20 protein-coding genes are annotated in these 18982 nt (G+C 63.0%); 11 read left to right on the top strand and 9 right to left on the bottom strand.

The window, feature by feature from the left end; all coding sequences use genetic code 11:
• Positions 1–34 precede the first annotated feature (34 nt).
• From M5C56_RS18535 to lpxO, 7 genes are all read left to right on the top strand, one after another.
• Positions 35–652 (top strand): DUF4823 domain-containing protein, encoded by a 618-nt coding sequence (locus M5C56_RS18535; RefSeq protein WP_103496785.1) that lies wholly within the window; start codon positions 35–37, stop codon positions 650–652.
• A 2-nt stretch (positions 653–654) separates the two neighbouring features.
• On the top strand, positions 655–1218 hold the full coding sequence (locus M5C56_RS18530; RefSeq protein ID WP_103496786.1) for a DUF1285 domain-containing protein: 564 nt from the start codon (positions 655–657) through the stop codon (positions 1216–1218).
• A gap of 194 nt (positions 1219–1412) precedes the next feature.
• The gene (locus M5C56_RS18525) at positions 1413–2126 is read left to right on the top strand and encodes a GntR family transcriptional regulator (RefSeq protein WP_103496787.1); all 714 of its coding nucleotides are present in this window, start codon (positions 1413–1415) and stop codon (positions 2124–2126) included.
• Positions 2123–3127, top strand: coding sequence for an ADP-ribosylglycohydrolase family protein (locus M5C56_RS18520; protein WP_103496788.1), 1005 nt, complete (start codon positions 2123–2125; stop codon positions 3125–3127). Before M5C56_RS18525 ends, M5C56_RS18520 begins: the two co-directional genes overlap by 4 nt.
• Before the next feature lie 115 nt (positions 3128–3242).
• A complete protein-coding gene (locus M5C56_RS18515) occupies positions 3243–4709 on the top strand; it encodes a cytosine permease (RefSeq protein ID WP_103496789.1) in 1467 nt (488 codons plus the stop codon).
• Positions 4702–5622, top strand: coding sequence for a PfkB family carbohydrate kinase (locus tag M5C56_RS18510; protein WP_103496790.1), 921 nt, complete (start codon positions 4702–4704; stop codon positions 5620–5622). Before M5C56_RS18515 ends, M5C56_RS18510 begins: the two co-directional genes overlap by 8 nt.
• A gap of 310 nt (positions 5623–5932) precedes the next feature.
• Positions 5933–6832: a lipid A hydroxylase LpxO gene (gene lpxO, locus M5C56_RS18505; protein WP_103496791.1), complete on the top strand. Its 900-nt coding sequence runs from the start codon at positions 5933–5935 to the stop codon at positions 6830–6832.
• Between the two features lie 104 nt (positions 6833–6936).
• Here the strand turns inward: lpxO and M5C56_RS18500 are convergent, their stop codons facing one another.
• Entirely contained in the window at positions 6937–7803 is an 867-nt protein-coding gene (locus M5C56_RS18500) for a LysR family transcriptional regulator (protein ID WP_103496792.1), read from the bottom strand.
• Positions 7804–7909: 106 nt separating this feature from the next.
• Between M5C56_RS18500 and M5C56_RS18495 the strand changes: the two genes are divergently transcribed.
• Complete coding sequence (locus M5C56_RS18495) at positions 7910–8470, top strand: DUF4865 family protein (RefSeq protein ID WP_103496793.1); 561 nt, start codon at positions 7910–7912, stop codon at positions 8468–8470.
• Positions 8471–8531: 61 nt separating this feature from the next.
• The gene (locus M5C56_RS18490) at positions 8532–9017 is read left to right on the top strand and encodes a GNAT family N-acetyltransferase (RefSeq protein ID WP_103496794.1); all 486 of its coding nucleotides are present in this window, start codon (positions 8532–8534) and stop codon (positions 9015–9017) included.
• Positions 9018–9189: 172 nt separating this feature from the next.
• Here M5C56_RS18490 and M5C56_RS18485 read toward each other — a convergent pair whose 3' ends face one another.
• The 3 genes from M5C56_RS18485 to copC all read right to left on the bottom strand — a co-directional run bounded on the left by M5C56_RS18485 (position 9190) and on the right by copC (position 11945).
• Positions 9190–10560 carry a gluconate:H+ symporter gene (locus M5C56_RS18485; RefSeq protein WP_103498252.1) on the bottom strand — a complete coding sequence of 457 codons (1371 nt, stop codon included), beginning with the start codon at positions 10558–10560 and terminating at the stop codon, positions 9190–9192.
• Between the two features lie 151 nt (positions 10561–10711).
• Positions 10712–11563: a copper homeostasis membrane protein CopD gene (gene copD, locus M5C56_RS18480; protein ID WP_103498253.1), complete on the bottom strand. Its 852-nt coding sequence runs from the start codon at positions 11561–11563 to the stop codon at positions 10712–10714.
• A 4-nt stretch (positions 11564–11567) separates the two neighbouring features.
• Positions 11568–11945 (bottom strand): copper homeostasis periplasmic binding protein CopC, encoded by a 378-nt coding sequence (copC, locus tag M5C56_RS18475; protein ID WP_103498254.1) that lies wholly within the window; start codon positions 11943–11945, stop codon positions 11568–11570.
• A 164-nt stretch (positions 11946–12109) separates the two neighbouring features.
• Here copC and M5C56_RS18470 point away from each other — a divergent pair, with 164 nt between their 5' ends.
• The gene (locus M5C56_RS18470; RefSeq protein WP_103498255.1) at positions 12110–12655 is read left to right on the top strand and encodes a histidine phosphatase family protein; all 546 of its coding nucleotides are present in this window, start codon (positions 12110–12112) and stop codon (positions 12653–12655) included.
• A gap of 238 nt (positions 12656–12893) precedes the next feature.
• On the top strand, positions 12894–13436 hold the full coding sequence (locus tag M5C56_RS18465) for a cysteine hydrolase family protein (RefSeq protein WP_103498256.1): 543 nt from the start codon (positions 12894–12896) through the stop codon (positions 13434–13436).
• Positions 13437–13567: 131 nt separating this feature from the next.
• Here M5C56_RS18465 and M5C56_RS18460 read toward each other — a convergent pair whose 3' ends face one another.
• The 5 genes from M5C56_RS18460 to M5C56_RS18440 all read right to left on the bottom strand — a co-directional run bounded on the left by M5C56_RS18460 (position 13568) and on the right by M5C56_RS18440 (position 18829).
• Entirely contained in the window at positions 13568–14647 is a 1080-nt protein-coding gene (locus M5C56_RS18460; RefSeq protein WP_103498262.1) for a nucleoside hydrolase, read from the bottom strand.
• 90 nt (positions 14648–14737) lie between these two features.
• On the bottom strand, positions 14738–16048 hold the full coding sequence (locus tag M5C56_RS18455) for an MFS transporter (protein ID WP_103498257.1): 1311 nt from the start codon (positions 16046–16048) through the stop codon (positions 14738–14740).
• A 172-nt stretch (positions 16049–16220) separates the two neighbouring features.
• A complete protein-coding gene (locus tag M5C56_RS18450; RefSeq protein WP_103498258.1) occupies positions 16221–16853 on the bottom strand; it encodes an N-carbamoylsarcosine amidohydrolase in 633 nt (210 codons plus the stop codon).
• A gap of 24 nt (positions 16854–16877) precedes the next feature.
• A complete protein-coding gene (locus M5C56_RS18445; RefSeq protein WP_103498259.1) occupies positions 16878–17684 on the bottom strand; it encodes an alpha/beta hydrolase in 807 nt (268 codons plus the stop codon).
• Positions 17681–18829, bottom strand: a complete 1149-nt coding sequence (locus M5C56_RS18440) for an FAD-dependent monooxygenase (RefSeq protein WP_103498260.1) — start codon at positions 18827–18829, stop codon at positions 17681–17683. Before M5C56_RS18440 ends, M5C56_RS18445 begins: the two co-directional genes overlap by 4 nt.
• Positions 18830–18982 lie beyond the last annotated feature (153 nt).

Genomic DNA, 18982 nt, shown 5'->3' with positions numbered 1-18982 from the left:
GCCGGTTTTCCGTCACCGGCCACTGGAGGGTAGGATGCGTAGCCTGGTTGTGCTGCTGGCGTTTTTGGCGCTGGGCGGCTGCATGAAAGTCAGTGATCTGGGGGAAGGTGTCCGTTATCAGGCGAGCGATGTGGGACTGCTCGACCATAGCGATACGCGCCGGATCCGCTCGTTCCGCATCCAGCCGGACTCCTTTATCTACATTGCCCAGGGCGCTTTCACGCCACCCGGCAGTGCTTACCCGCGTCCCAACGTGGTGGCCGAGGAAGCCTTCAACGGCTTCGTCGAATATTTCCCCATGGTGCGCCGCGCCCGAGCGCCCCTGGGGCTCGACCAGGCCATGGCCGAGGCCCGCTCCGCCGGCGCGCACTACCTGTTGTACACGCGCTTCGCCAAGGCTGACGACCGCATCGGCAACTACGACGAGTGGGCCGACCAGGAATCCGTCGACCGCCTGGGCGTGGACAGCGGGGTGATCCAGATCATGCTGATCGAGACCGGCACCCAGTACCTGATCGATACGGCACGGATCAAAAGCCGTGGCGGCTTGCTGACGTTCCACAACACCAAGCCCGAAGACCTGATCGCCGCCCCCTTGGCCGAATATGCGCGTAGTCTGTTAGGCGTCGGTGAACAGTGGATGTCGGATTGAGTATGAGTGAGTCGGGCAAGGCCAATGACCTGTTGGCGCAAATCCCCAAGACGGAAAAAGGCCTGCCGCCGGTCCACTTGTGGAATCCAGCGTTCTGCGGCGATATCGACATGCGTATCGCCCGTGACGGCACCTGGTATTACCAGGGCACGCCGATTGGCCGCAAGCCGATGGTCAAGTTGTTCTCCACCATCATGCGCCGCGACGGCGATGATTATTTCCTGATCACGCCGGTGGAAAAGGTCGGGATCAAAGTCGACGATGCGCCCTTTGTCGCGGTGACCCTGGAGGTCGAAGGGCAGGGCGAGGCACAGCAACTGCGGTTTACCACTTACGTCGATGAACAGGTGACGGCCGGTACCGAGCATCCGATCCGGGTGGTGATCGATCCGATCAGCCAGGAACCGGCGCCCTACGTGCATGTGCGCAGTAATCTGGAAGCGCTGATTCATCGCAATGTGTTCTACCAACTGGTGGAACTGGCGGTCAGCCGTGAGATCGACGGCCAATCCTGGCTGGGGGTCTGGAGCGGGGGCGTGTTTTTCCCCATTGGCCTGGAGCCCTGAATTCTCTCCGCCTGTCGGCGGATCGCCAGCAAGCTGGCTCCTACAGTGGACCCGGGCACGACTATATTTTGTGCCAAGCCCGAACCTGTGGGAGCTGGCTTGCTGGCGATAGCGCCCTGAAAAACACCACCATTCATCTCCTTGTAAAATAAATCCCTTGCACCCCTGAGCCTCTTTCGGTTATCAACTTGTACATGATTAGACATGTCCGATTTGATAAGAAAAAAAGGGTGGTCGATGAGCTTATCCGGCGCATCGAAAGCGGTCTTCTTGGAGACGGCTTGCTGTTGCCGGGTGAACATCAGTTGGCCGAAGAATTCTCGGTGAGCCGCGGCACGCTGCGCGAGGCCCTGGCCGAGCTCAAGCGGCGCAACTACATTGCGACCCAGAGCGGCGTGGGCTCCATCGTCACCTACGATGGCATTCCCCTCGACCAGCGCGCCGGCTGGGCCCAGGCCCTGGCGGACAGCGGGGCGCTGATCAACACCGAGGTGTTGCGCCTGGAAGCGGTGACGCGGCCGGACCTGTTCAGTCGCTATGGCACCGAGCAGTTCATCGCCCTCGACCGGCGCCGGCGCAATACCGAAGGCACCGCGGTTTCCCTCGAACACTCGCTGATACCGGCCAGCGGCGGCCTGGAAGGCCTGCCCAACGTCGGCCTGATCGACAACTCCCTGACCATTACCCTGGCGGCCTACGGCTATGTCGGTGATCGCGGCGATCAGTGGATCGGCGCCGAACCCCTCTGCGCGGAAGATGCCGAACTGCTCGGGCGTCCGCTGGGCACGGTGTTTCTCAAGGCCTTGCGAACCACCTACGACAAGCGGGGACGTTTTATGGAGCAGGTCGAAAGTCTGCTCGATCCTTTGCATTTCCGCCTGCACCTGGCGTTTGGAAACCCGACATGACCCCGATTCATCGAGCCCTCGGTGCCTTCTACGGCCTCGCCCTGGGCGACGCCCTGGGTATGCCGACCCAATCCCTGAGTCGCGCCCAGATCCGGGCTCGCTTCGGCAGCATCACCACGCTGGTCGACGCCGGTCCCGACCAGCCGATCGCGCCGAACATGCCCGCCGGCTCCATCACCGACGACACCGAACAGGCGATCCTGGTCGGGCAGTTGCTGATCGACGGTAACGGCCATATCGAGCCGGCGCTGCTGGCCGAACGGTTGATCGCCTGGGAAGCGGTGATGCAGGCCAAGGGCTCGCAGGATCTGCTCGGTCCATCGACCAAGCGCGCCATTGAAATGATCCTGGCCGGCCACAGCCCCGAGGAAGCCGGGCGCTACGGCACCACCAACGGCGCAGCCATGCGCATCACCCCGGTGGGCATCGCCGCCGATGTCGACCAGCCCCAGCGCTTTCTCGACGCGGTGATCCAGGCCTGCCAGGTCACCCATAACACCAGCCTGGGAATCTCCAGCGCCGCCGCCGTCGCCGCGGTGATTTCCTGCGGGATCAACCGCCAGAGCCTGGCGCACGCGCTGGATATCGGCACCGAAATGGCCTTTAGCGCCGAACAGCATGGTCACTGGGTTGCCGGCGGGCGCCTGGGGCCACGGATTCGCTGGGTCCGTGAGCTCGTCCGCGATTGCCCGGACGCCGAACTGGCCGACCTGCTGTATGACGTGGTCGGTACCTCGGTCGCCTCCCAGGAGTCGGTGGTGGTGGCCTTCGCGCTGGCCCAGCGGGTCGCGCTCGGCCAGCTCAACGCCTTCGAGGCCCTGTGCCTCGCCGCGAGCATCGGCGGCGACACCGACACCATCGCCGGCATCCTCGGCGCCATGCTCGGGGCTTGCGACGGTCTGGACTGCTGGCCCGCCGAGATGGTCGCGAAAATCATCGAAGTCAATGCGCTGGAACTGGTACCGCTGGTCCAGGGGCTGATCGCCCTGCGCAACGCCTGACACACAACAACACGCAATGGACTGCAGACGAAGGGGGCCCGGAAGTGGCCCAGGGGTTTCTACACCTTCCGCACTGCCCAACAACCACAACAATTGGCATCAGGAGCTGAACACCATGACCTCATCAAAAGCCGGACAAAGTGCCGGCCAGTTGGAAACCCGCGGTATAGAACCGGTCCCGGAAGCCGAGTGCAACGGCCATCCCCTGCAACTGTTCTGGGTCTGGTTCGCAGCCAACATCAGTATTCTCGGCCTGCCACTGGGGGCAACCCTGGTGGCCTTTCGCGGGCTGGCGATCTGGCAGGCGATCATCGTCGCGATTCTCGGCGCGGCGGGTTCCTTCGCCGTGGTGGGGATCATCTCCATCGCCGGTCGGCGTGGCCATGCGCCGAGCCTGACCCTGTCGCGAGCGATTTTCGGCGTGCGCGGCAATATCGGTCCGACCATCGTTTCGCTGATGTCGCGCCTGGGCTGGGAAACGGTCAACACCACCACCGCGGCGTTCGTGCTGCTGTCCTTGTGTTCGATCCTGTTCCACTCACCCGTAGAGGCCAAGAGCGCGCCAGTGCTGACGCTGCTGTTTATCGCCATCTTCGTGCTGTTGACCCTGTCGGTCTCGGGCCTGGGGCATGCCACCTTGCTGGTGATCCAGAAGTGGGCGACCTATGTCTTCGGCGGCCTGAATATCCTGGTGGGCGGTTTCCTCTGCGCGACCATCGACTGGAGCGCGGTGTTCAACGCCACCCCGGCGCCTATGAGCGCGATGATCATCGGCATCGGCACCATGGCGGCGGGCACCGGGATCGGTTGGGCCAACGCCGGCGCCGACATGTCGCGCTACCAGCACAAGAGCGTCAAGGCGGTCCGTCTGGTGGCCTCGGCGGCCTTCGGCGCGGGTATCCCGCTGGTGCTGCTGATCACCCTCGGCGGCCTGCTGTCGGTGGGCAACCACGATCTGGCCCAGGCGACTGACCCGATCATCGCGATCCGTGACATGCTGCCGACCTGGATGGCCGTGCCGTACCTGATCACCGCGTTCGGCGGGCTATTGTTGTCGAACAACCTGTCGGTGTACTCGGCGGGCCTGACCACCTTGACCCTGGGCCTGAAGGTCAAGCGCGTGCATGCGGTGATCGTCGATATCGTCGCGATCTTTGCCGGTTCCATCTACTTCATGTTGATCGCCGACAGCTTCTACGGCCCGTTCATCACCTTCATCTCGCTGCTGGCGGTGCCGATCACCGCCTGGGTCGGGATCTTCGTGGTCGACCTGGTGCATCGCCAGTACTACAGCCCCAAGGACCTGCTGGACGTCAGTCCGACCAGCGCCTACTGGTATAGCGGCGGCATCGAATGGCGCGCCTTCGGTGCCTGGGCCGTGGCGATTGTCCTGGGCTTCAGCTTCACCACCATCGGCACCACCGCCGAGACCACCTGGTTCCGCGGTTTCCTGTCCGACTCCTGGCTGGGCCACAACGGCCTGGGCTGGATCGTCACCTTCCTGGTTGCCGGCGGTATTTACGCCGTGCTCGGCGGCGCGGCGGATCGTCGTGCAGCCTTTTTAGAGAATGCCAATGGCTAGACTGATGCATACCGGCCAGGTCATGGTTGACTTGGTCATGTCCCTCGACCAACTGCCAGCGACCGGCGGCGACGTGCTGGCGAATGCCGCCAGCTTTGAAGCCGGTGCGGGTTTTAACGTCATGGCCGCGGCCCGGCGCAATGGCCTGCCGGTGGTCTACCTCGGGCGCCACGGTAACGGGCGCTTCGGCGACATCGCCCGCCAGGCGATGGCGGCGGAGGGGGTCGAGATCGCCCTCGAGCGCGATGGTGCGAAGGACACCGGGCTTTGCGTGTCGCTGACCGAGGCCAGCGCCGAGCGCACCTTTATTTCCTATATCGGAGCCGAAGGCGGTGTCTCGGCTGAAGAGCTGGCGCGGGTCTCGGTGCAAACCGACGATTACGTCTATGTCAGTGGCTACAGCCTGCAATATCCGGACAAGGCACCGGCGCTGCTGGAATGGGTGTTGTCCTTGCCGAAGGCGGTGACGGTGGTGTTCGATCCGGGTCCGTTGGTCAACTCGCCGGACGCAGCCCCCATGGCGGCCTTGTTGCCGCGTATCGATATCTGGACCAGTAACAGTGTCGAATCCCTGCGTTTTACCGGCGCGGCGGATATTGCCGGTTCCCTCGACAATCTGACCGAGCGTTTGGCCGAGGGTGCGCTACTGGTGGTTCGCGATGGCCCGAACGGTTGTTGGGTCAGTCGGGTCGGGGAGCACCGGCATGTGCCTGGTTTCAAGGTACAGGCGGTGGACAGCAACGGCGCGGGCGATGCCCATGCCGGTGTGTTCCTCGCCGGGCTGGCGGCGGGGCTGGATGCCGTCGAGGCGGCTCGCCGCGCCAATGCGGCGGCGGCCCTGGCGGTTACACGCTGGGGGCCGGCCACCTCGCCCGGGAAGCAAGAAGTGGATGCCATGCTGGCGAACGGCTGAATCCGGCTCCTGTAGGAGCAAGCTTGCTCGCGATCCGCCGGCAGGCGGGATTTTGGTGGCGCTCCGTGGATCGCCATCGCCGGCAAGCCGGCTCCTACAGGGATGGAGTGCACCAGTGAAGCTATAAGAAAATCCTGTAACAGATAGTGGTTTTGCTTTCGCCCGGAAGACGAAACACTGGAAACCCATACGCCAGCTGTTCTACCCTAGTGCGTTGGCTACCTTTGCGACCTCTGGACCCCGGCCGTGTGCACCGGGCCACCAGATGCATGAAAGGTAGCGTGTCCTTTCGACTTCTGTGACGACGCCCGTGAAACTCATCATTATCGCTGTTTACGTCTTGTCCATCGCGTACGTACACCTGCGCGGCAAGGTCCGGCACAAGCTGGGCCGGCAATTGAGTGACCACTCGACTTTCCTCGCCCCGGTCAACTGCTTCCTCTACCTCTTCTCCAAGGTGCCGAGCCGCCCGTACCTGGACCCGGCCGGCTTCCCCGAACTCAAGCCGTTGCAGGACAACTGGCAGGAAATCCGCACCGAGGCCCTGGCCCTGTTGCGCGCCGGTGAGATCAAGAAATCCGAGACGCCCAACGACGTGGGCTTCAACTCCTTCTTCAAGACTGGCTGGAAGCGTTTCTACCTCAAGTGGTATGGCGACAACCATCCTTCCGCCGTCGAGCTGTGCCCGCGCACCACGGAGCTGCTCAACAGCATCGGCAGCATCAAGGCGGCGATGTTCGCCGAGTTGCCGCCGGGTTCGCGCCTGGTTCGCCACCGCGACCCCTACGCCGGTTCCTTGCGCTACCACCTGGGCCTGGAAACGCCGAACGATCCGGGCTGCTACATCAACGTCGATGGCCAGGACTACCACTGGCGCGATGGCGAGCCGGTTATGTTCGACGAGACCTTTATCCACTACGCCGAAAACAAGACCGACCAGAACCGTGTGATCCTGTTCTGCGATGTCGAGCGCCCGTTGAAATATCGCTGGGCGACGGCGTTCAACCGCTGGTTCAGTCGTAATGTGATGTCCGCCGCCGCTTCGCCGAATGATGCGAACGACAAGACCGGTGGGATCAACAAGTTCTTCACCAAGATCTACGGCATTCGCCTGCGGGGCAAGGCCTTGAAGAAAACCAACCGCACCCGCTACTACCTGGAGAAGTGGGCGATCTTCGGTGGCTTGCTGGCGTTGTTCCTGCTGATCTAGTTCAGGTTGTCGCTTAACGAATTCGGCCGGGCCCCCAAAGGGAGCCCGGCCGATTTGTTTCCATAATTGTCCAGGTCGTTACGCCGCCTGGAAGTCATGATCGACTAGCGCTCCAGTACCCCACGAAATGCAGCACTCAGCGCTCTCAAGGTTTCCTGAGAACGAGAGTCCGTGGGACGCGCATGCAGGATGATTTCGGTGATCGGCAGCGCCGGCAGCCCGAGTTGTTCACCGACTTCGATCGCGCCGGCCGGTGCCACCCGCTTGGCCAGCGCTGCCACGCCGAGCCCGGCACTGACCGCCGCGCCCACCGCCATCACGCCGCCGCCGATAAACACTTCGGTCCAGGGGATGCCCGCATCATCCAGCACCCGCACCGCCAGATGCCGCACGCCACAGGGCGCGGCCATGGTCGCCAGGCGCAGGACGCTGCCGGGGGTGTGTTGCCAGGTGGGTGCGGCGAACCAGCCGAAGCGCTCCACCACCAGCACCTCGCCGTCGTGACGGTCGCCTTCGCTGCGCACGATGGCGGCATCCAGCTCGCCACGATCGAAGGCCGCGCCGAGGTCCCGGGACGAGGCGATCCGCACCTCGATGATCAGCAGGGGATCGTAGTGCGCCAGGCGACTCAGCAGGGTCGGCAGGTCCGGTCCCGCGACATGGTCGCTGATGCCGATGATCAGGCGACGATTGGGTGTGGCGCTCATATCCCCCAGCGCCCGTTCGTGGGCCTGGAGCAACGCGCGGGCGGCGTGGATAAATTGTTCACCCGAAGGCGACAGCCGCACATGGCGGGGTGTGCGCTCCAGCAAGCGGTAGCCGAGACGTTCTTCCAGGCGCTTGAGCTTCAGGCTGATGGCCGCCTGGGAGGTGTCCAGCGCCTGGGCCGCGCGGGTGAAACTGGCGAAATCGGCAATCAGCACAAAGGCCTGGACAGTGTCGATATCGAGAGGCTTGACGGCTTCAGTCATATGTATCTCTTATCACACATATATTTATCGATATCTTGTTGTAATTATCGATCTTGCGCAAGCTGGCTCCAGGTTCTCGATAACCTTTTCCCACAGGAGTGTCGTCATGTTTGCCAAACAGTATTCACACCGCTTGCCCGCCAACTATGACATGGGCTTGATCCGCCGCCGGGCCAGCGAATTGGGGCCGCTCTGGGACGATACCCAAGGGCTGGTCTTCAAGGCTTTTATCGCCGAGGAACGCGGGGTCTTCGGGGCCCAGGCCAATCTGTATTCGTCGGTGTACCTCTGGGCCGATCCGAGCGCCGCTGCGGGCTTTCTGATGGACGAGCGTTTCCAGCGGGTGATCGACTCATTCGGTCGTCCGGATATCGAGGCCTGGTTGCCGCTGGATCTGCAGCTGGGCAGTGCGCCGCAGGCCAGGGCGCTGTATCGCGAAACCTTGCCGTTCGATGCGCAAGCGGATCGAGTGCGGTTGCTGGCCGAGGAGGTGGAGCGTAACCAGGCCATCGTTCGTCAGGACGACACGGTGGCGGTGTTCCTCGCGCTGGATACGGCGGCCTGGCAGTTGATCCGGATCACCCTGTCGTCGTCCGAGCCTGACCGCCATCGCTCGGGTAAGGCGTATGAAGTGCTGTACCTGGCACAACCGGGCCTCGAGCAATAGTGATTCAAACCGTCGCACAATCCGCATAGCATGGGCGACTTCACCGACTCTGGAAGCGCCCATGTCCCTTGAAATACGCGAAGCCCGGCCCAGCGATGCGCCGCAGATCCTGGCCTTCATCACTGAACTGGCCGAGTACGAACGGGCCCGCCATGAAGTGATCGCCAGCGTCGTCGACATCGAGCGCAGCCTGTTTGGCGAAGGTGCCACGGCCCATGGCCTGATCTGCCTGCGTGATGGCGAGCCGGTCGGTTTTGCGGTGTTTTTCTTCAGCTACTCCACCTGGCTCGGGCGTAATGGCCTGTACCTGGAAGACCTCTACGTTTCACCGCAACAACGCGGTGCCGGCGCCGGTAAGAAGCTCTTGCGGCACTTGGCACAGATCGCCTGCGCCAATGATTGCGGGCGCCTGGAGTGGAGTGTGCTGGACTGGAACGAGTCGGCGATTCGCTTCTACGAATCCATTGGTGCGCAACCCCAGAATGAATGGGTGCGCTACCGCATGGATGGTGAGGTGTTGAAGAACTTTGCCTATTCGCAGGACTGAGCGGGGATCCTGAAACACCGCGAATTTGAATGCGCCGCGAAACCTGTAGGAGCAGGGCTTGCCCGCGAAGCTTTTGGCGGCCTTGAGGGCCCTTTCGCGGCGGTGCGGCGATCCGACAAGCCCTGCTCCTACAAGGGATCGTGTTCAGGCTTACCAAATGGATTACGGCAGTTTATTTAAACCACTGCCACAACAGCAGCGTGCCAATCAGCCCGACCACTGAAACGATGGTCTGCAACACCGACCAGACCCAGATCGTCTGCTTGAGCTGCAAGCCGAAGTACTCGCGCACCATCCAGAAGCCGGCGTCGTTGACGTGGCAGAAGAACACCGAACCGGCACCGATGGCCAGGGCCACCAGCGAGGCCTGGGTGGTTGCCAGGCCGGCCATCAGCGGCGCGAGAATACCCGCCGTGGTGGTGGTCGCCACGGTCGCCGAACCGGTGGCCTGGCGCAAGGCCACGGCAATCAGCCAGGCCAGCAGGACGTAGGACAGGTTGGCGCCGGTGGCGACCTTGCTGATGGTGTCGCTGATGCCGGCTTCCAGCAGGGTCTGTTTCAGGCCGCCGCCGGCGCCGATGGTCAGCAGCAGCATGGCAATCGGCCCGAGGCTTTTGCGCAGCACGCTGCCGACCTGGTCACGGGCCATGCCGATGGACCAGCCCAGGCAGATCACCGCCGCGATCACCGCGAGGCCCAGGGCGATCAAGGGTTCGCCGAGAAACTTCAGGGTGATGGCGAGGTTGCTTTGCGGCGCCATGGCGACCTTGGCCAGGGTGCTGCCGAGCATCAGCAGTACCGGCAGCAGGATGATCAACAGTGAAATGGTGAAGCTCGGCTTGCGCCGGGTCTCGACCTTGGCGGTGAACAAGGCGCCGATTTCCGCCGGCTCCTTCACATCCAGGCGCTTGGACAACCAGATACCATAGAGCGGGCCGGCGAGGATCACCGCCGGCACCGCGATGCAAAAGCCCAGCAACATGGTCATGCCGAGGTCGGCGTGCAAGGCGCTGACCGCGATCAACGGGCCCGGATGGGGCGGCATCAGCGCATGCAGGGTGGTCATGCCGGCCAGGGCCGGGATCGCCACCTTGAGCAGCGGCTGGCCGGACTGGCGGGCGATCACGAAGATGATCGGCACCATCAGCACCAGGCCGACTTCGAAGAACAGCGGCAGGCCGATGATCATCGCGACCATTGCCATGACCCAGGGCAGGGCCTTGCCTCGCGCATGGCGCAGGAGGGTCGAGGCAATGCGGTCGGCGGCCCCGGACTCGGCCATCAGCGCGCCGAGCATGGCGCCCAGGGAAATGATGATCCCGGCTTCGCCGAGCAGGCTGCCGGCGCCCTTGCTGAACGCCTTGGCCACTTCTTCAGGGGGCAGCGAGGCGCCGATCCCGGCGACGAAGGTGCCGATCAGGATGGACAGGAAGGGCGGCAGTTTGGTCAGGCTGATCAGCACGATGATGGTGGTGATGGCCAGCAGGCAGCAGACGATCAGGCGGGTGTCGTGGGCAAGCCACGCGGCATGTGAAAGATCCAACGGGAACCCCTTCTTGTATTATTTTGTTACGCGGTTGGAAGGAATATACCTGATGGATTCATATAGATGATTAGATGAGCCAGGTTTTTTTGCGAACGGGAGTATGAAAGTCCGGACGGATTTACGCTGTTCGCCAGCCAGCCCCGGGGGCTCAGTCCATCAGCATCGGCGGTAGAGTGCCCAGCAGCGATACCGCGAGAATCGCCCCCAGGCCGAGCAGCCATTCGACCGTCACACTGGTGCGCAAGACGCTGAAACGCCCGCCAGGGCTCATCACCCGGTTGAACAGGGCCAATCCCAGCATCAGCGCGACCATCAGCACCTTGATCAGCAGGATCAGGGCGAAGCCGCTGAACAGTGGCGTCGGCCAGAAAGCTCCGGTGAGTACCCGCACATTGATCAGGCCGGTGACGATAATCACGGCGACCAGCAGGTAACCGAGGTCGCCGAACCGTCGCAGGACCCGCTTGATGTCATGTTCCGCCGGCTTGCTCAGCATCAGGGCGAGCAACATCAAGCCGCCGACCCAGGCACCGACCCCGCTCAGGTGGATGAACTGGTTGAGCATCAGCAAGCGACCGTCGAGGCCGTCGAGCATGGCGCCGTGGCCGACCGGGGCGAGGGTCGCCAGCAGCAGGAAACCGAGCAGCAGGTTGATGGCCGGGCGGGCGTTGGCCAGCAGGCTGATCACCAGCAACAGGGACAAGCCCAGGTGCCAGCTCCAGACCTGACCGAAAAAGGTCTTGCCCAGGACCAACTGCAGGGTGGCGGGATTCAGGGCGTCGGCCCAGTCGCCGGTCATAGTGGCGGTGGTCAGCAGCAACCAGCCGCCGGCGCTGAGCAACCCCAGCAGCGCCAGCCAGCGCTTGATTTCGAGCAGCCCCCGGTCGAGTGCCGGGCTGGCCGCGCTGCCGATCAGCCAGGGCCTGAACAGGCAGGCCCCGAACAACGACAACACCACGGCGAAATGCAGGAAGCGGCACAGGACCATGGCGTTCTGCATAGACTCAGTTGCCCACCGTGAAGCTGTAGTTGCCTTCGCTCTTGTGAGTGTCGACCGACACGGCGTGCCACACGACCTTGTACTGGCCAGGCGGGAGAGGAGCCGCAGGGGTAACGATCAGGGTTTTCTTGTCGGACGGATCGGTGGCGATGCTTTTCAGCGTGACCGCTTTATCGGCGCTGCTGAGTTCGACTTTGGTGAACTTGGCTTCAACCCCTTCGCTGAACACCAGGCGCAATTCGGCCGGGGCGCTGACGGTGGCATCCTTGGCCGGGGTTTCGCTTTTCAGGTGGGCATGGGCGAAGGCGCTGTTCGCACCGGCCAGGCCGACCAGCAGGAGCAGGGCGCCGAGGGTTTTCTTGAGCGGGACGACAACAGGCATCGATCAGTTCCTCGTGGGATCAAGTGAGCTGACTATACTAGCTCGCTCTGCAGCCGAACGTCGCATTTGAGCCTTTGTTCGCTTGAGCGATACTTGCAATCCCGGCTGAGTGACTTCCCGGTATGTTGAGCCACGACACGGACTGCCTTTCGGAACACACCCTTATGTCGATTCGTTTGAGCTTTGTTTGCCACGCCCGCACCGAGGCCCAGCGCCTGGGGCGTTTTCCGCTGGACGAACCGGTGGAGCCCAAGGGCTTGCTCAAGGCGGCCGAGCTGGCGGCGCGTTTGAAGAAACCGGTGCGTATCCTCAGTGCCCCGGAAACCCGCGCCTGGCAGACCGCCGAGGCCCTGGGTGAAGAGGTCGAGATCGTCCCGGAGCTGGGTGACCTGGATGTCGGCGAATGGCAGGGTGTCACACTGGCGGACTTGCTCGAGAGCGAGCCCGAATTGCTCGCGGCCTGGACCTCGGACCCGACGCAGGTCCCGCCGGCGGGTGAGTCGGTGGCGGCGTTGTGTGCCCGGGTCGGGACCTGGCTCGAGGGTTTTCGCGAGGAAGGACATTTTATCGTGGTGACCCATCCCTTCGTGATCCGCGCGGCACTGCTGCACGCGCTGGGGGCCGGGCCCACCTCCTTCAATTCGATCGATATCGAGCCCTTATCCGTGGTCGACCTGCGCCGTAACGGGCACTGGCGGTTGCGCTTCTGAGGCTGCGCGCTGTTGTCTTTTTCGATGACGGGGTTGCCAGGTTCGAACCGACCGTAGCATGATCGAGCCCATGAACCGGAATCCGTTGAACCTCACCCAGACCACCACGACCGCCTATGGCGGGCGTGAGGTCGGTGCGTGAGTCGGTAAACGCAGCGAACCCAGGCCCCGCCAGCAATGGACGGGGCCTTTTGGTTTCTGGGTCTTTGCTGGCATCACACGGAAGGAGAAACACCCCATGCAAGCAGACAATGCACAGCGTTCGGCCCTGTTGATCATCGATATGCAGGTCGGTCTGTTCCACGGTCCCGACCAGCCCTGGGAAGGGCAGCGGGTGCTGGAGAATATCAATCAGCTGATTGGCGCGGCACGGCAGGCCGGTGCGCCGATTTTTGCGGTCCGGCATACCGGCCCTGAAGGCTCGCCGATTGCGGCGGGGAGTGCGCCCTGGCAGTTGGTGCCGGAGTTGCGGGTGGATCCAGCGGTGGATCGTCTGGTCGACAAGACGCGCCCCAGTTGTTTCTTCAATACCGGGCTGGCCGAGCAGTTGGATGATGCTGGTGTGCAGCGCCTGGTGATCGTCGGGATGAAGACTCAGTATTGCGTCGACAGCACCAGCCGCCTGGTGCGGGATCTGGGTTTCGAGGCGGTGCTGGTGGGGGATGCCCATACCTGCATGGAAACACCCGGGTTGTCGGCCAGGGCGATTGTCGAGCATCACAACGCGACCTTGAACGGGGCGTTTGTGCAGGTGCTGAGTACGGTTGACGTGCGGTTCTGAATGGCGACCGCTGCGCGGTCATCGCTGGCAAGCCAGCTCCCACAGAGGTCTGTGTCTACTCCGATGGAGTGTTCACCGTTGCTCTTCTGTGGGGCTTGCCGGCGATGACGGTCTATCTGGCGCCGCTGACCTCAGGGTTTTTTCACCGGCGTCGGCAAGGTCACCAGCGAGACGTAGTCGTTCCAGAATTTCTTCTGGTCCACCGCGAACACGATTTTGGCTTTCTGCGTCCCCACTGGCGGGCTCTTCTTGTAGCCCAGCGCGCGGCCGTAGTCCGGACCGAAATGAGTGTCGACATCGATCCACATATCACGGGACTCGGTGACGATCTCAGGTTCGGCCAGGAACAATGCCGGCAGGCTGTCCCAGGTAAAGCTGTGATAGCCCGGGTTCTTGGCGAACTCTGGCCCGAACACGCTCTTGTACAACTCCGGCACCGCGCCCTTGGCCGCAATCACCCGGTTGTAGACAGAAGCATCGAAGGTGACTTTCTCGCAGACATCGTTGGGGAAGATCACGTGTTCGATCGGCGAGCGCAGGACGATCTTCGCCGCCTCCGGGTCGAACCACCAGTTGAACTCCGCCGCCGGCGTGGTATTGCCGGGAATCTCGATGGCGCCGCCCATGTACACGATGCGCTTGATCAGCGGCACGATATCCGGCGCCTGGCGGATCGCCAGGGCCAGGTTGGTCAGCGGACCGATGGCCAGCAAGGTCACTTCATGCGGGTATTTGCGCACGCTGTCGATAATGAACTGCGGCGCGGTTTCGCTGCGCAGCTGGGTATGGGTCGCCAAGCCATCGGGCGGCGCGACCAATTGCGAAGCCGAGGTCGGCCGCGGGTTCTTGAACGCCCCCGGCCAGCCGGCGCCGAACATCGCCTGCTCCTGTGGATAAGTGGCGAAGTCATGCAGCAGCGGATAGGCCGCGCCGGAGTAGACGCCGATCTCCTTTTCCACCCCCATGCGTTCCACGGCCTTGAGCGCATCGACCTGTTCCTGGTCGACCCAGGCATTGCCGCTGACCAGGGTCATGCCCAGCAGGTCGATCTTCTTCTGCGCATGCAGTTGCGCCAGCATGATAAAGGCCTGGCCGTCGTCGTTGAGAACATTGAAATCGGTGTCGATGATGACTTTTTCAGCCGCTTGCAGCGAGCCGGCGGACAGGCCGACAGCCAGCGCCAGCGCGCAGCCCTTGAGAAAGCGTTGCATGGTGATGTGCCCCAATGAGTTGTTGTTGTATTGCGGTAATCCAGCATGCCTGCCGACGCCTGGAAAGGCCACCGGCAGGTAAGTGGTTACTTAACGATTGACCAGTTTTGCCGGCAGGGCGATCACCAGGAAGCTGCTCAGGATCAGGCAGCCGGCGAAGAACCAGAGGGCGCCGGCGCTGCTGCCGGTAAGGTCGATGGCCACGCCCATCAGCGAGTTGCTGACCAGCCCGGCGATATTCGCCAGCGAGCAGGCCAGGGCAAAGCCGGTGGCCGCCGCGGTGCCCTTGAGGAAGGTCGCCGGCAGGCTGAAGAACACCGGCACCGCGCCGATGATCGCCGCCGAGGCAATGGCGAACAGGGCCACTGTCGCCACCACGTTATGGGTGAAGAAGGTGCTGGTGGCCATGGCGACGGCACCGACGAAAAACGGCACGATGATGTGCCAGCGGCGTTCGCGATGCTTGTCGGAACTGGCGCCGATCAGCAGCATGCCGAGCAGGGCGGCGACACTTGGCAGGGCGGTCAGTACACCGATATGGAAGGTGTCGGTGATCCCCGCGTTGCGGATGAAGGTCGGCATCCAGAAGCCCATGGCGTAGGCGCTGAGCAGGATCGAGAAGTCGATACCACCGAGCATCCAGACCTTGAGGTTGAAGAAACCGTCGCGAAAGTGCTGCTTGCTGTCGGGGCTGCTGGCCTCGTCGTTTTTCAGTTCGCTTTCGAGGACGGCTTTTTCTTCTTCATTGAGCCATTTGGCCTGGCGGAAATGATTCGGCAATGCCCAGAAGGTCAGGATGCCGAGCAACACGCTGGGCACGGCTTCGATCAGGAACAGCCATTGCCAGCCGCGCAGCCCGTTGACCTGGTCGAAGTGGCCCATGACCCAGCCCGACAGCGGTCCGCCGATAACGCTGGAGAGCGGCAGGCCGATCATGAACAGGGCGATGATCCGCCCGCGTCGATGGGTCGGGAACCAGGTGGTCAGGTAGAACAGCACGCCCGGCAGGAAGCCGGCTTCGGCGGCGCCGAGGAGGAAACGCAGGATGTAGAACTGGGTGGTGGAGGTTACGAGCATGGTGCAGGCCGAGAGCAGGCCCCAGGTGATCATGATCCGCGCGATCCAGATTTTCGCCCCGACCTTTTCCAGTACCAGGTTGCTCGGTACTTCGAAGAGGATATAACCGACGAAGAACAGCCCGGCACCGAGGCCGAAGGCGGTTTCGCTGAAGTGCAGCTGGTCGAGCATCTGCAGTTTGGCGAAGCCGATATTGATCCGGTCGAGGTACGCGGCCAGGTAGCAGAAACACAGGAACGGGATCAGTTTCCAGGTGATCTTGTGGTAAAGCGCTTGGGTCGGGTCGGCGACCGAGGTCGCTGATGTTGCATTCGCAATGGGCATTGGTTGTCTCCTGGCGGTGACTTATGGTTTTTATTACAGCCGCTTTTTCCAGCACTCTGGAGCGCGGTAAAGGCGGCTTCCAAAGGCAGTGTCAGAAGACTGGGCGCCACGCTCCGCACGGAGGCGACGCTCAGTTTTTTACGCGACCATGCTCTGTGGCACGGTTCTGCGGTCAAGCTCCCTGGAACTTCGAGATCGCTTCCTGTTTGCTGACGACATCGCCGTACTTGCTGTCGATGTCGAACAGATTCGCTTCATGGGGCGCCGGATGGCGGTCGCCCACGCATTCACGTACCACGATGGTCCTGAACCCGTGCTGCACGGCATCCACCGCCGTCGCGCGGATGCAGCCGCTGGTGGAGCAACCGGCCAGCACCACGGTGTCGATGCCCTGGGCGTGCAACTGCGAGGCCAGGCTGGTGCCGAAAAACGCACTGGCGTATTGCTTGCTGATGACCACTTCCGAGGGCAGCGGCAAGACCGCTTCGCAGAAGGCCGCCAACGGATTGCCTTCGACCATGTCCTTCATCACCGGCGCCTTGCGCACCCAGATGCCGCCATCGGCGAAATGCCCCGGATGGTAGCGAATATTGGTGTGCACCACCGTAACTCCATGCTGCCGCGCGCAGTCCAGCAGCTCGACGCTTTCGGCCACGGCGCTGACCACGCCAGGGGCGAACAGCGGCGCGCCCTCGGTGGTGTAGCCCTGCATGAAATCGATCATCAGCAGGGCCGGTTTCCGGCCGAAGCCGATCCGCTGGCCCCAGACGCCCTGGTAATTGTCATTGGCGCTTTGTTCGCTCATCTCAAGGCTCCCACAGGTTCAGGTTCAAGTCAGGCTCACGCCGAGGAAGTCACCGAAGGCGGCGAAGAAACCGTCCAGGTCGTCCCAGGGAATCATGTGGCCGGCATTGGCCACGTGGGCAACCTGGATGTCTGGTTGCAGCGCGCGGATTTCGGCTTCGTCCTCCGGCAGGATCACGCCGCCGCGACCGGCCACCAACAGCAGGGCGGGGGCCGTGAGCCGAGGCAGGTCCTGGTGGAAGTCCACCGTATGGAAGTCGTTGAACGCCCTGACGATGGCCGGTTCGTAGCAGGTGTGCAGCCATTCGGCGCGCAGTTGCAGTTGCTCCGGGGTCCAGGTGGCGCAGAAGGCGCGCATCGCCTCGGCGTCCATCCCGATCAGCGACTGGCGGATCGAGTCGACGTACCAGGGCAGCTTGCTCGGGTACTCGCGACGACCCGGACCGGACACCGGCGGGTCGATCAGCACCAGGCTCTTCACCCCGGCGGGGCTGAGCACGGCACTGCGCACGGCAAAGCGCGCGCCCATGGAGTGGCCGACCAGATGGTAGGTGTCCAGGCCCAGGGCGGCGGCGAAGGCAGCGATATCGCTCGCGCAGGTCTCGGCGCTGTAGTCCAGTTCCGGACCGCTGGAAGACAGGCCGCGGCCGCGGACATCCAGCACATAGGTATCGAAGTGCCGGCCGAAGCGTTCGGCAACGAAGCCCCAGGTGATCGCCGGGCTGGTGATGCCGGGGATCAGGATCAGCGCCGGGCCCGTGCCGCCATACCGCAGGTAGTGCTGGCGGATACCGTTGGCCTGGACGTTGCCGCCGTGGACGAAAGTGCTCACGCCGCCACCCCCGATTTCAGCACCTGGGCGTAGAGGTCGTAACCGTAGACCCAGGCCGGATCTTCCTGGGTGCGCAGCCAGGTGTTGGCGTTGGACACGGCCTGGACCCGGGAGGCGCGTTCCTTGCGGTTGGCTTCATAGAGTTCGAAGGCGGTGCGGTGGTCGCCGAGGCCGGTTTCCTGCAGGCAGCGGGTGAGCATGGCGGCGTCTTCGATGGCCATGCCGGCGCCCTGGGCCATATGCGGTTTCATCGGGTGGCAGGCATCGCCCAGCAGCACCAGGCGACCACGGCTCCACAGCGGCAGCGGATTGCGATTGCGCAACGGCCATTTGGTCACGGTGTCGGTGGATTCGATCAGCGCCTGCACGGTGGGGTGGTAACCCTGGAAGGCTTCGAACATCTCTTCGCGGCTGCTGTCGACAAACGGGCCTTCGAAGTCCAGCTCCGGGTGTGGCACGCCGGTGACGTAGTAGTACTCATCGCGTTTGCCGGTGGTGTAGTAGACCATCATGTGCCGGTCCTCGCTCCACCACTTGATGCAGTCTTCGAAATTGAGGTCGTAGCGGGCCAGCTTGTCGCGGGTGATCAGCGCGCGGTGGGCGACCCAGCCGCTGTACAGCGGTGCTTCGTGGCCCAGCAGTTCCTCGCGGATCTTCGAATTGATGCCGTCGGCGCCGATAACGATATCGGCGCTGGCCGTGGTGCCGTCGGTGAAGCTCAGGCGCACCTGGTCGCCGGTGTCTTCGATCTTCTCCAGGCGCTTGTTGAAGTGCAGGGTGCCGGGCTTGATCGTCGACATCTGCAAGGCATGCAGGTCGCCACGGTGCACGGTGACATAGGAGGCGCCGTATTCCTTGCGAGCGAATTCACCCAGGGGAATGCGCGACAGATAGTCACCGCTCATGCCATCGCGACTGAACCAGTGATCCGGGTGCGAGCCCATCTGGTCGAGCTGCTGCTCGATGCCCATGCGGCGGAAGATCTTCATGATATTCGGACCCATGTGGATCCCGGCGCCCAGGCGGGAAAACTCCGGGGCCTGCTCGTAGATCGACACGTCGAATCCAGCTTGTTGCAACAGCGTGGCGGCGGCGGCGCCACCCAGGCCCGCGCCGACGATGGCGATTTTTTGCGTGCTTGCCATGGGGCTTGCTCCTCGTTCCGAGTGTGGGGTGGCGGATTCGGCCACCGGGTTTTTAAAGTGTATACGCTCTTTTTTTAAAAAGACTAGCGCCTCTTGGAAAATTAAATTTTTACCGGTTTTAGCCTCTGGTAACGCTAGGTAACCTTGTTTTGT

The organism is Pseudomonas sp. MWU13-2862 (assembly GCF_023242495.1).
In the GTDB taxonomy this organism is placed as follows: domain Bacteria; phylum Pseudomonadota; class Gammaproteobacteria; order Pseudomonadales; family Pseudomonadaceae; genus Aquipseudomonas; species Aquipseudomonas gingeri_D.
This window is presented reverse-complemented; position numbering and strand designations above follow the sequence as displayed.